The organism is Clostridium estertheticum, assembly GCF_018861295.1.
In the GTDB taxonomy this organism is placed as follows: domain Bacteria; phylum Bacillota; class Clostridia; order Clostridiales; family Clostridiaceae; genus Clostridium_AD; species Clostridium_AD estertheticum_D.
The window spans coordinates 1-13,197 of record NZ_JAHLDM010000046.1; the positions used below are offsets into that span (position 1 = coordinate 1).

Below are 13,197 nucleotides of genomic sequence, written 5' to 3' on the forward strand. Positions count from 1 at the left end.
TGTTGATGAAAAAATACCAAGTATAGTTTTAAATGGGGTTGAAAATCTAAATAAACACGCTGGATTAAATATTATAGTATATGATAAATCATTAAAAAAAATTATAGATACTATTTATTTAGACTCTAATAACACAATTAAAAGATAACATCAAAACTTAATCAAATATAAGCATTAGGATTTCAATAATTTATTTATAGTACAATTTAGTTAAAAAAAGTATCACTTCTTATTTGAGCGGCATATAAGTAATATAAAAACAAATAAGGAGGGGTACGTGATGGTAGAAATAATTATACAATATGTATTAATAGTGTTTTTAGTAATGGGACTTGCTTATTTAGCTTACTTATTAAAGGATAAAGATAGTAATTTAAAAGATGATTATTTTGGGTTTGCTTCTGTAATACTTGGATCTTTAACTACCAGTGAATCTACACCCGAAAATGCAAAAACAATTCTTAGAATTATTTCACAAGTTGTACAAAATGTAGAAATTAATTATAGAAATAGCGATAATGCCCTTAAAGAAGAGAAAGCTATTCAATTGGCGAAAGATGCTACTAGCTTATTAGGGTTTAAAAAAAATATAGATGGTGAAAGTTTAAAATATTTAATAAGAGTAGCGGTGGCATTATTGCCAGCAACTAATAAAACAATTAAGTAAGGTGGCGGCAAAAATTAAAGTAAACTACGGTATTGGCCGGCAGAAAAGTTATAATTTGCTGGTCAATATTTTTCTATAAAATAGGGTGAAAATAATATAAAAGGATAAAACTATTCTTAAAAATAGAAACTAACGTTCTATTTTTTTATTAAAATCTCTTTACCTTTTGTGAATAAACATATAAAATAGCAAATGTATGATAAAATTTTACTGGAGGATTTTTATGAGTTTTGAAAATGAAGAAATTCAAACATATGATGTAACAGACTTAACTTCTCTAGAAAAGCTAGAGCCTGTAAGGATAAGACCAGGCATGTACATAGGTTCTACAGGTAGCAAAGGCCTACATCATTGTATATGGGAGATATTAGATAACTCTATAGATGAGATAGCTAATGGCTATGGAGATAAAGCTAAAATAATATTAAATGAAGATAAAAGTGTTACTATTGTTGATAATGGTAGGGGTATTCCTACAGGAATACATCCTATAAAAAATAAATCTGGTGTAGAAATGGTGTTTACAGAACTTCACACTGGTGGAAAGTTTAATAATAAAAATTATAAGACTTCTGGTGGACTTCATGGTGTTGGAGCAGCGGTTGTAAATGCATTATCAGAATGGTTGATTGTTGAAATAAAACAAAAGGGAAAAATTTTCTCTCAAAGATTTGAATATTCATTTGATAAGGAGTTAAAAAGAATTATGCCAGGTACACCAGTAAGTAAGCTTGAGGTGATTGGCCAGTCAAAAGAAACAGGTAGTAAAATTACGTTTATGCCGGATTCGAGGGTATTTACAACCCTTGAATTTAACTCGGATTTTATTGATGAGAGACTACAAGAATTGGCTTTTCAAAATAAAGGAATTACGTTAGTTTTTATTGATAATAGAAAAGAAGGAAACGCTATAAAGGAATATCACTCAGATAGAGGATTATTAGATTTTATTGACTATCTAAATGAGAGTAAGACACTTCTTCATAAGGAACCAATATTTTTTCAAGGTGAAAAAGAAATAAATGGGATACAATTATATGGCGAAGTGTGTATGCAGTTTACTGATTCTACTACAGAATACATTGCTAGCTACGTTAACAATATACCGACTACAGAGTCTGGAACTCACGAGACCGGTTTTAAAACTGGGATGACAAGGGCTTTTAAAGATGGAGCTAAGAAACTTAATCTTTTGAAAGAGAAAGACAAGGATAAAGATTTTGAAGGTGACGATTTAAGAGAAGGAATGACTGCAATAGTTAGAATTAAAATAAGTAATCCAATCTTTGAAGGTCAAACTAAAAGCAAGCTAGGTAATAATGAGGCGTATAGCATGATGAATGAGCTTTGTTATGTTAAAATTTTAGAATGGATAGAAGACAACAAAGATATGGCTACTAATATAATAAATAATGCCATTTCGGCAGCATCGAGAAGAGACAAAATAAAAAAAATTAATGATGCGGAAAGAAAAAAGATAGGTAAGGGAGCATCACCTCTTGCAGGTAAAATTGCGGTATGCACATTAAAAAATTCAGAGTTTACAGAATTTATTGTGGTTGAAGGAGATTCAGCTGGTGGAAGTGCTAAGCAAGCTCGTGATAGAAGATTTCAAACTATAATGCCATCTAAGGGTAAAATTATGAATACAGAAAAACAAAAGCTAGAAAATGTATTAGCTAGTGAAGAGTTAAAAATATTTAATACTGCCATTGGAACGGGAGTACTCGAAAATTATAGTGAAAAAGAATTAAAATATGGTAAAATAATTATTTTAAGTGATGCAGATGTTGATGGATACCACATTAGAACATTATGGATGACTTTTATTTATAGATATATGAGACCACTCATTGCGAATGGTCATCTTTATATGGGAATGCCACCACTTTATAAGGTTTATAAGGCTAGTAAAAATGGAGAAGTTGCTAAGTATGCATATAGTGATGAGCAATTAGAAGAGACTAAAAAAGAAATTGGTAAAGGTGCGTTTATTCAAAGATATAAGGGACTTGGAGAAATGAACCCCGATCAGCTTTGGGAAACTACGCTAAATCCAATTACGAGAACTCTTCAGCAAGTTACTATAGAAGATGCAGCAAAAGCTGAGAAAATGGTTTCACTTCTAATGGGAGATGTGGTTGCACCAAGAAAAAGTTACATGTATAAATATGCAGAGTTCTAACGATTATTTTAAAAGTCGTTAGCATCACATTAGGTGATGATGAACGGCACTGTAGGTGATGATTTAGGAGGAATTTTTAAATGGCAAAAAAAATTGAAATACCAAAAGATAATAATATAATAATGACACCAATTGAAGAAGCAATGCCAGATAATTACCTCCCATATGCTGTTGAGGTTGCTAGGGAACGAGCGCTTCCAGACGTGAGAGATGGTTTAAAACCAGTACATAGAAGAATTCTTTATGGCGCATATATGCTAAAAGCATTTCCAGATAAACCTTATTATAAATCAGCAAGAATTGTTGGGGATATTCTTGGTAAATACCATCCACATGGAGATAGCTCTGTTTATGGTGCAATGGTAATACTTGCTCAAGATTTCTCTACAAGGAAACCTTTGATAGATGGGCATGGAAATTGGGGAAGTCAAGATGGGGATAACGCTGCTGCTATGCGTTATACAGAAGCAAGACTTTCTCCTATTGCGCTTGAAATGATAAGGGATATTGATAAAGGCGTTGTGGAAATGGTAAATAACTATTCTGATACAGAGAAGGAACCATCAGTATTGCCATCGAGATATCCGAATTTGCTAGTTAATGGAACCTTTGGTATTGCAGTAGGGATAGCTACAAACATACCCCCTCATAATTTAGGGGAGGTAATTGATGGGTTACTCGCTTATGCTGATAATAATGAAATTACAACAAAACAGCTTATGCAGTATATTAAAGGACCAGATTTACCAACAGGTGGTATTCTCATTGGTAGAAATGCTATAGAATCTGCTTATGAGACTGGAGAGGGCAAAGTAACGCTACGTTCTAAAATGAAAATTGAGGTTTTAGAAAGTGGACGACTAGGTATAGTTATTACAGAGTTCCCATATAGGAAGAATAAGGCGAAATTACTCCAATCTATTTCTGATATGACAGCTGAGAAGAAGCATTTGAAAGCACTAGAATCCATTGTAGATATTAGAGATGAATCCGATAGAACTGGACTTAGATCAGTTATTGAATTTAAGAAGTCTACAAATAGGGATATTGCGACAAAGGTGCTTAACTACTTAATGAAGAAAACAGAACTCCAATGTAATGTGCCATTTAACATGGTAGCACTTGCCAATGGAAAACCTCAAACAATGAGTCTTAAAACTATTCTAAAACACTATTTAAATCATCAAAAGGATGTTGTGACTAGAAGGACTCAAATGGAACTTGAGGCCGCAAAAAACAGATTCCACATTATAGAGGGTTTTATTAAGGCTATAGATGTAATGGATGAAATTATTGTAACGATTAGAGGTTCAAAATCTAAAAAAGATGCTGGACAAAACCTTATAGCTAAGTTTGATTTTACGCAGATTCAAGCTGAAGCGATATTAGAACTTATGTTATATAGGCTAACTGGACTAGAACTTAAGATATTTTTAAAGGAATATAAGAAGTTAGAAGGATTAATTAAGGGGTACAACAAAATTCTTGGAAGTGAGAAAGAACTTCTTAATGTAATAAGGACAGAAATTTTAGAAATTAAAGAAAAATATAATGATCCAAGAAGAACTAAAATTATTGAAGATGATAGTGAAGCAAAAATAGAAGTTGAAGATATAATACTAGTCGAAGACATTATGATAACTTTGTCTAATGATGGTTATATAAAGAGAGTTCCTATGAAATATTATAATAGGTCTAACGTCAATACTTGTGATATTGAGTATAGAGAGGGAGACTTTAATACAGATTCAATTGGAACCAATACTAAAGAAACATTGATGATTTTTACTAATATAGGAAATGTTTATCAATTAAGAGGAGATTTAGTTCCAGAATATAAGTGGAAGGAAAAAGGCGAAAGACTGGATACCCTTATTCGCGGAATGGATTTGACTAAAGAAAAAATCATTGCTACTTTTTTATTAGGCGATTTATCTGCAAGTAAGCAATTTATGTTTTTTACAAACAAAGGAAATATTAAGAAAACATTTTTAGATAAATTTGTTACAAGTTATTCTAAATTATCTGCTTTAAAACTAAAAGAAAATGAAAAACTTATTGATATTAGATTAACTGAGAAAAAAAGAAAAGAAGCTTATATAAAGATAATTACTAAAGAGGGTCTAGAATTTTCTATAGAGGAACCTAATCTTAAAGCCACAGATAGAAATGTAATTGGAACTCAGTTATTTAATCTAACTGCTGGTGATGAAGTGGTAAAACTTGAATATACAAATGATTACGATTATAAAGAATTTTATCTTAGTTTAAATGCAAAAGGTGTTATAAAAATATCAAGTAGAAAGACTAATACAGAATTAAGTACATATACTAAATCAACAGCTACGTTACTAATATTTACGCAAAATGGGTTAGTTCATAAATTACCTAGCTATATGGTTCAGAATATTACTATAAAGGGTACGTGCATAAATACTCTTCTCGATAATTTTAATGCTTACGATAAAATAGCCCAGATAATTTCCATTGATAATTTTAATGAAGAAAAAAGCCTATACTTCTTTTCAAAGAAAGGAATTACAAAACGAACTAAACTTTGTGAATTAGAAGGAGATTTCTATTCTACTTTGGTATATAAACTTAAAACACAAGAAGATAAATTAATTTTTGTAAAAGTTAATGACGATAAGTTAGACAAAGACGCTATAATCGTGACGAAAAAAGCAATGTGTATAAGATTTAATGTAAATACAATTAATTTTATGGGCAAAGGTGCATCAGGGGTAACTGGAATAAGCTTAAAAGAGAATGATGAAGTTATATTTGTAAATTTGATAGATGCAAAAACTGCGGAAGGATCAAATGACATAAATGACGAAAATTTAAGTTTGATGGTCAGTTCGTTTGGTGGCGAAAATAAAATTATAAAACTCGATGATATAAATGTTCAAAATAGAGCAGGTAGAGGAAAAAACTTAACTAGTTCCCTCATAGATGATTATATAGAAACGGTTACTTTAAAATAGAAATATAAAAAAGACACAAACTAAAAGTTAAATAAAACTTAATTTTAGAGTGCCTTTTTTTTATTGAAAATAAAAAATTTATTAATAAAGAATCCAAGAAGACCTAATATTGTACAACCTATTATCATGGATATGTTAAGCCATAGATGATTTAAGTGAGCCATACTTCTATGGTGATGCAAAATATGAATCAAGGGATTCCTACGTGTTAAATGTACTAAAATAAAGCTATTTAAAATCATACCCAAAAATAGTAAAGCGGAATATTGAAAGTAGGCATTTTTTGTTTCATTTTCTTTAAAAGTGTAATTTATATTTAAATAATAACCGCAAATCGAATAAATTAAAAATGCGATGAAGTTAAAAAGAAATAAAAATTTTCCATGAGTTATGCCAGTAGTATATGATAATATGTTTAATACACCAATGTCTATTACAGTGTTGAAAGCACCAACTATAGAATACTTAATAAATTGAGCTAGGGACTGATTTATTTTATTTTTATTGTTCATATAATATTTTTCTTAAATGAAATTTGTTTAAGAAATTAGTCACCACCTTTAAAAAGAGATATAATGAAATTATTTGCAATATTAGTAAGCCTACATTAGTGTACAACAAAACAAAATAAAATAAAACAAAAACATTTCAAAAAAAAGAAGCGAAGGTGAGTATATGGAAAAAATAAAGTTAATGAATGGTATGAAATTATTATATAAAAGGGCTGAAAATAATTTAACTTCTTTTACAATAGGATTTGATGCAGGGGCAAATAGAGAGGAAAAAGAAAATTTAGGAGTTGCTCATGTGGTAGAGCATATGCTTTTTAAGGGTACAAAAACACGCAGTGAATATGAAATAAATAAATTATGTGATGAAACTTTTGGTTTTTGTAATGCAATGACTAACTATCCGTACGTAGTATATTATGGCACCACCTTAGATGAGGATTTTGAAAAAGGATTTGAGATTTACTCAGATATTCTTTTAAGGCCTTGTTTTCCCAAAGAAGGCTTTTGCGAGGAAATAGAAGTAATTTGCGCCGAACTAAAAGAATGGAAGGATGATTCAAATCAATTTTGTGAAGATTCAATGTTTTATAATGGGTTTGAAAAGAGAAGGATTAAGGATCTAATTATAGGAACTGAGGAAAGTGTACGCTCCATTACCGTTAAGCAAATTAAGGATTTTTATGAGAAATATTACACTGCTGATAATTGCGTAATAAGTGTAGTATCTTCTTTGAATCTTAGAGAAATTTTAAAAATAGTGGAGAGATATATTGGTAATATGAAGGCTAAATTAGTTCCTGAAAAAGGCATTATGGAAGAAAATTTAGCGAACATGTACGAAAATAATAAACCAGGTATCTATTATGAATATAGAGATGACTTGCAAGGTGCTAAAATCCAGTATTGTTTCCCAATACATAATTTAACATATAGAGAAGTTAGTGCGTTAAAACTATTTAACTTAGTTTTTGGAGACGGTACAAGCAGTATTTTGTTTGATGAAGTCAGGACTAAGAGAGGTCTTGTTTATGATATAAGTAGTAAGATTAAAAATGAAATAGGAATAAAACTTTTTACTATATCACTTGGAACTTCAAATGAAAATGCTGAAAAGACTATAGAAATTATTGATTTTGAAATAAAAAAAGTTAAGGAACTTAGAAACTTTTTTGATGAGGAATGTTTGCTAAAATTGTGTAAAAGTTATAAACTGCGTAGAATGGTAGCACTTGAAAAATCTATTCAAACTAGTGTGAGCTTATGCGTATATGAAATTATGTATAAGGATGCTTTTGAGTTATTTTCTGAATTCGAAGTAATGAAAGACATTACAGATTCTGAGATAATGGATGTAGTAAACAAGGTTTTAGTTAATGCTACGGTGCAGGTTCTGATGCCAAATGTGGAAAGTAGGAGATAAATATGGAGAAAAAGTGGTTACTAAGAAATACATCTAAGGATGTTATTTCGCTCTCAAATAAATCAGGTGTAAGTCCAGTTGTAGCTAAGATTTTAATTAATAGAGGATTTGATAATGAAATAGACATAAGAAAATTTATGAGGGCAAGTATAGATGATTTGTATGACCCTTTTTTAATGAAAGATATGGAAAAAGCTATAGATATAATAAAACTCGCAATAGAAAACAAAGAAAAAATTGTTGTTTACGGGGATTATGATGCCGATGGAGTTACAAGTACCGTTATAATGTATAAGGGATTAAAACGTTCTGGGGCTAACGTAGAATATTACGTGCCAGATCGTGAACATGAAGGTTATGGTATAAATAGTGATAGGATAAAAAAACTAAATGATGAAGGGTTTAAAGTTGTTTTAACATGCGATAATGGAATTGCAGCTATGGATCAAGTGAAACTAGCAAAAGAATTAGGTATGATTGTTATAATAACTGATCATCATGAACTACAATTTGATGAAAATGAATCAGGGGAAAGAACCTTTAAGTTACCACCAGCAGATGCTGTTATTAACCCAAAACAAAAAGAATGTAATTATCCATTTAAGAATTTATGCGGTGCCGGTATTGCTTTTAAATTTGTACAAGCATTATTTATAAAAATTGGCATTGATGTGAAATTTGCAAATGAATTTATAGAAATTGCAGGGATAGGAACTATTTGTGATGTCGTGGATTTAGTTGATGAGAATAGGATAATTGCTAAAAATGCCTTAGATATGTTAACTAATACAAAAAATCTTGGTTTAAGGTGTTTAAAGGAAATGTTAAGCATTAATGACAAAGAGATTAAGTGTTATCATGTTGGTTTTCAAATAGGACCATGTATTAATGCTACTGGAAGGCTCGAATCTGCAGCTATATCAGTTGAATTGCTCCTATGTGAGGAAGAAAATAGAGCAAAAGAGCTTGCTAAAACATTATTTGATCTTAATAAGAAAAGACAAGAAATGACTACAGAAAATGTGGAGGAAGTTATAGAACTTATACATAATTCAACTTTTAAAAATGATAAAGTATTAGTAATCTATAAGGATACTATTCATGAGAGTATTGCAGGGATTGTAGCAGGGCGTGTTAGGGAAACTTTTAATGTGCCAACAATAGTATTAACAAAAGGAAAAGAAACTCCTAAAGGTTCGGCAAGATCTATTAAAGAATATAATTTGTTTGAGGAATTAATAAAATGTAAAGAATTACTTGAAAAATTTGGAGGTCATCCAATGGCAGCGGGTCTTTCAATAAAAGAAGAAAATATAGAAAATCTAAGGAAAAAATTAAATCTTATTTGTACATTAACAGATGAGGATATAAAACCTAAGATAAGAATAGACCAGAGAATGCCACTTGGTAAAATAAATTATGAAATGATAAACGAGTTAGAACAGTTAGAACCATTTGGTAAAGGAAATTCGTCACCTTTACTTGCTGAGAAAAATATTCCTATTTTAAAAATAGATATTTTAGGTAAGAGCGCAAATACAATAAAAATAAAGTGTGTGATGCCGGGATTAAATAAGACTATTGATGGAATATTTTTTAATAGGGTAGATGAATTTATAGAAATGTTAAAAGATAGATATGGAGAAGAGCATATGAATTATCTAACAAACCCTAGAGGGATGAAATTAGACTTAATTTACTCACCTCAAATCAATGAATATAATGGACGTAAATCAATTCAACTTAAAATTTTAGAATTTAAACTTAGTTAAAGTATCTCCTGTGGAGCTATTAAATCATCTCTTTCAGAGCTGTATCTCCTGTGGAGCTATTAAATCATCTCTTTCAGAGCTGTTCTCCTGCAGAGCTGCAATGTAATTAAACTTGTAAGGGCACATAGACTAAAATCTATGTGCCCTTACTATTATTCTTTTAAATTATAAATTTCTTTCATATTGTTCTACCATCTTTTTAACCATTTGTCCACCCACAGAACCACATTCTCTTGAAGTTAAGTCACCATTGTAATCCGAAAAATTGACTCCTAATTCTTTTGCAGTTTCCATTTTGAATGAGTATAATCCAGCTTTAGCTTCAGGTACTAATTGTCTGTTTGACATTTTAATCACTCCTTCTATAATTTATTTTGGTTATGATAGTATCTTGTGTAGAAATAAGAAATTTATAATAGAATATTTGAGGGAAATTAGGAAAGTAAAGTATTCCAAATGAATATTTGTAAGTAAATAAAATAAAAAAGTTAAGAGGCATATGACTTGCATATACCTCTTAACCAATTTTAAAATGTTAATTATAAATTTTTCTCGTACTGTTCTACCATCTTTTTAGTCATTTGTCCGCCTACTGATCCATTTTGTCTAGAAGTAAGGTCACCATTGTAACCCTCTTTTAAATCAACTCCAACTTCTTTAGCAGCTTCCATTTTAAATTTGTTTAAACCTGCTTTTGCTTGTGGTACTAATGTTTTATTTGCCATTGTTAATTCACTCCTTTTATAATTTATTTTTGTTGAAATGATTTGTTAATTAGAAATTTAAATTATAAGTTTTTTTCGTATTGTTCTACCATTTTCTTAACCATTTGTCCGCCTACTGATCCATTTTGTCTAGAAGTAAGATCGCCATTGTAACCATCTGTTAAATTAACTCCAACTTCTTGAGCAGACTCCATTTTAAATTTGTTAAGACCTGCTTTTGCTTGTGGTACTAATGTTTTATTTGCCATTGTTAATCACTCCTTTTAATATATTTTTGTTATGATAATATCTTGTGCATTAGTTAGAAATATATAATAGATTATTAGAGGTAAACAAGGAAAATATAGGTTTTAATTATAAGTTTTTCTCGTACTGTTCAACCATTTTTTTAACCATTTGTCCACCTACTGATCCATTTTGTCTAGAAGTAAGATCGCCGTTGTAACCATCTGTTAAATTAACTCCGACTTCTTGAGCAGCCTCCATTTTAAATTTATTAAGTCCTGCTCTTGCTTCTGGTACTAATTGTCTATTTCTACTTGCCATAATAATTGCCTCCTTTTATTTTGGTGATTACTTGATGATAGTAGTTTAACCGCATACTCTTTTTTTATATTAGTTGATTGAAGGATAATTTTGAAAATCGTAAGTTGTTTAGAAAATTGTGGATGATGAAAGTTTTTATAAATACTGAACTTCTTATTCTAATTAGTATATAATAAGATAGTATAAACTGAATAAAGCATGTTTTAAAAGGAGTGTTAAAGTGGAAAAACACAAAATTATAATGACCGGTGGAGGTTCAGCAGGACATGTAACACCAAATCTTGCGCTTATACCAAAACTTAAAATGTTAGGTTATGAAATTGAATATATTGGAACAAAGGAAGGTATAGAAAGGAAAATAATAGAGGGTGAAAATATTAAGTACTTTCCTATATCTAGCGGGAAACTTAGAAGATATTTTGATTTAAAAAACTTTACAGATCCTTTAAAAGTAATTAAGGGCATTTTTGAGGCGAAAAAAATTATTAAAATGGAAAAACCGGATATTGTTTTTTCTAAAGGTGGATTTGTTTCTGTTCCTGTTGTGCTTGCTGCATTTTTCAACAAAGTACCAGTGATTGCACATGAATGTGATATTACACCAGGACTTGCGAATAGGTTAGTATCTCCTTATTGCACAAAAGTATGTGTAACTTTTCCAGAAGCATTAAAAGAATTAAAAAATGGAAAAGGTGTTGTAACTGGAAATCCTATCAGGCGTGAATTGTTCGAAGGAAATAAAATTAAAGGAAACCAAATATGTGGTTTTAAAAATAAAAAACCAGTACTTATGATTATCGGTGGTAGTCTAGGGTCTAAAGTTATAAATGAGATTATAAGGGCAAAGCTTGATAAATTATTATTAGAATATAATGTTATTCATATTTGTGGTAGTGGCAATATTGATAAATCGCTTCAGGACAAAGAGGGGTATAAGCAATTTGATTATATAAAAGACGAATTACCTCATTTATTGGCTAGTGCAGATATTGTTGTATCTAGGGCAGGAGCAAATGTTATTTTTGAATTACTTGCTCTAAGAAAACCTAATTTATTAATACCGTTATCAGCAAAGGCTAGTCGTGGTGATCAAATACTTAATGCAAGATCTTTTGAAAAAAGTGGGTATAGTATGGTTATTCAAGATGAAGATTTAACACCAGAAAATGTAGAAATGAAAATTAAGGAATTGTATAATGATAAAAATAAATATATTGAAAATATGAATAATAGCAATACTGAAAAAAGTATTGATTTAATAGTAGAATTAATAGAAAAATATAGAAAAAGATGAAGAAGGTAAAATTTCTTCGTTCTTTTTATAATATAAGAGAGAACAAGTGGTTAGTAAAATGTGATAAAACATTAACAATGTTTTATCACATTTAGAGAATATTATTTGAGAAACTGTTCTATAACACTAACTTGTTGTGTTTATACAGTATTTTATTTTTAAATATATTGTAGTATTTATAACGAAAATACTTGAATATTATTCATATTGATGTATAATTAAATTGTAACGTAGACTATCTATTAATATGAAAGTATGGGGTGATAGTAATGAAAAAATTAACAATAATTTACTTGAGTAACGGCGGAAACGTTGAAGTTTTAGCAAATCACATTGCTAAAGGTGCAAAGGATGCAGGTGCTCAGGTACTACTTAAACTAGTTAGCGAAGCATCGGTTGAAGATGTAACTAATGCAGATGTAGTTGCATTTGGTAGTCCATCAATGGACAATAATAATATTGATCAAAAAGAAATGCAACCTTTTATTGATAAATTTAAATTGATTCCAGTTAATAATAAAATCACAGGTTTATTTGGATCTTATGGATGGGATAATGGAGAATTTATGAACAAATGGGTAAGGTTAATGAAAGAATATGAATTTAATGTTGTACAAAACATAACAGTTAACGAGGCTCCTACTAATGAACAATTAGTTAAAGCAGAAGAAATGGGAAAAAGCCTGGTTAAATAAGTTTTTTTATAGAAACATGTAAAACTATGAAATGATGAGGTAAGTTACATAATATGTAGATTACAAGGGTTCATCATGTCTAGCTAACGCTGAGAAGTGTTAGCTAGTTTTGCATAAAATCTATTAGAAAGTTATTATTTTGAAGTATAGAGATATTTTAATACAATACTCTTACATTTAATTTAAATAAAAGCGTTTAAACAATTTTTATAATATTATTTAAGAAAGAAGGCTTATTAAATGAGAAAAATGAAAACTATGGACGGAAATACAGCAGCGGCACATGTTGCCTATGCATATACTGATGTTGCAGCAATTTACCCTATAACACCATCATCAACGATGGCAGAATATTGTGATGAACTTGCAGCTAAAGGAACAAAAAATGTATTTG

General features: G+C 29.9%; 13 protein-coding genes. 8 read left to right on the forward strand and 5 right to left on the reverse strand.

Annotated features, from left to right (window positions below; genetic code table 11):
* Positions 1-280 precede the first annotated feature (280 nt).
* The 3 genes from KPL54_RS24920 (at position 281) to KPL54_RS24930 (ending at position 5,839) form a co-directional block, all read left to right on the forward strand.
* Complete coding sequence (locus KPL54_RS24920; protein ID WP_216109200.1) at positions 281-667, forward strand: hypothetical protein; 387 nt, start codon at positions 281-283, stop codon at positions 665-667.
* Positions 668-890: 223 nt separating this feature from the next.
* Positions 891-2,852 carry a DNA gyrase/topoisomerase IV subunit B gene (locus tag KPL54_RS24925; protein WP_216109201.1) on the forward strand — a complete coding sequence of 654 codons (1,962 nt, stop codon included), beginning with the start codon at positions 891-893 and terminating at the stop codon, positions 2,850-2,852.
* A gap of 80 nt (positions 2,853-2,932) precedes the next feature.
* Positions 2,933-5,839, forward strand: a complete 2,907-nt coding sequence (locus KPL54_RS24930; protein ID WP_216109202.1) for a DNA topoisomerase IV subunit A — start codon at positions 2,933-2,935, stop codon at positions 5,837-5,839.
* Between the two features lie 44 nt (positions 5,840-5,883).
* Here KPL54_RS24930 and KPL54_RS26900 read toward each other — a convergent pair whose 3' ends face one another.
* Positions 5,884-6,351: a GtrA family protein gene (locus KPL54_RS26900; protein WP_216109203.1), complete on the reverse strand. Its 468-nt coding sequence runs from the start codon at positions 6,349-6,351 to the stop codon at positions 5,884-5,886.
* A 163-nt stretch (positions 6,352-6,514) separates the two neighbouring features.
* Here KPL54_RS26900 and KPL54_RS24940 point away from each other — a divergent pair, with 163 nt between their 5' ends.
* Positions 6,515-7,771, forward strand: coding sequence for a M16 family metallopeptidase (locus KPL54_RS24940; protein WP_216109204.1), 1,257 nt, complete (start codon positions 6,515-6,517; stop codon positions 7,769-7,771).
* Between the two features lie 2 nt (positions 7,772-7,773).
* Positions 7,774-9,543: a single-stranded-DNA-specific exonuclease RecJ gene (gene recJ / locus KPL54_RS24945; protein WP_216109205.1), complete on the forward strand. Its 1,770-nt coding sequence runs from the start codon at positions 7,774-7,776 to the stop codon at positions 9,541-9,543.
* A 165-nt stretch (positions 9,544-9,708) separates the two neighbouring features.
* On the opposite strand, the gene KPL54_RS24950 is transcribed toward recJ, so the two are convergent.
* The 4 genes from KPL54_RS24950 to KPL54_RS24965 all read right to left on the reverse strand — a co-directional run bounded on the left by KPL54_RS24950 (position 9,709) and on the right by KPL54_RS24965 (position 10,814).
* A complete protein-coding gene (locus KPL54_RS24950; RefSeq protein ID WP_216109206.1) occupies positions 9,709-9,891 on the reverse strand; it encodes an alpha/beta-type small acid-soluble spore protein in 183 nt (60 codons plus the stop codon).
* Positions 9,892-10,082: 191 nt separating this feature from the next.
* Complete coding sequence (locus tag KPL54_RS24955) at positions 10,083-10,268, reverse strand: alpha/beta-type small acid-soluble spore protein (protein WP_171296481.1); 186 nt, start codon at positions 10,266-10,268, stop codon at positions 10,083-10,085.
* 62 nt (positions 10,269-10,330) lie between these two features.
* Complete coding sequence (locus KPL54_RS24960; protein ID WP_216109207.1) at positions 10,331-10,516, reverse strand: alpha/beta-type small acid-soluble spore protein; 186 nt, start codon at positions 10,514-10,516, stop codon at positions 10,331-10,333.
* A gap of 106 nt (positions 10,517-10,622) precedes the next feature.
* The gene (locus KPL54_RS24965) at positions 10,623-10,814 is read right to left on the reverse strand and encodes an alpha/beta-type small acid-soluble spore protein (RefSeq protein WP_216109208.1); all 192 of its coding nucleotides are present in this window, start codon (positions 10,812-10,814) and stop codon (positions 10,623-10,625) included.
* Between the two features lie 220 nt (positions 10,815-11,034).
* Between KPL54_RS24965 and KPL54_RS24970 the strand changes: the two genes are divergently transcribed.
* The 3 genes from KPL54_RS24970 to KPL54_RS26905 all read left to right on the forward strand — a co-directional run.
* Complete coding sequence (locus tag KPL54_RS24970; RefSeq protein WP_216109209.1) at positions 11,035-12,108, forward strand: undecaprenyldiphospho-muramoylpentapeptide beta-N-acetylglucosaminyltransferase; 1,074 nt, start codon at positions 11,035-11,037, stop codon at positions 12,106-12,108.
* A gap of 269 nt (positions 12,109-12,377) precedes the next feature.
* Entirely contained in the window at positions 12,378-12,803 is a 426-nt protein-coding gene (locus KPL54_RS24975; protein ID WP_216109210.1) for a flavodoxin, read from the forward strand.
* A gap of 240 nt (positions 12,804-13,043) precedes the next feature.
* On the forward strand, positions 13,044-13,197 hold a 154-nt coding region (locus tag KPL54_RS26905; protein ID WP_216109211.1), incomplete at its 3' end, for a hypothetical protein.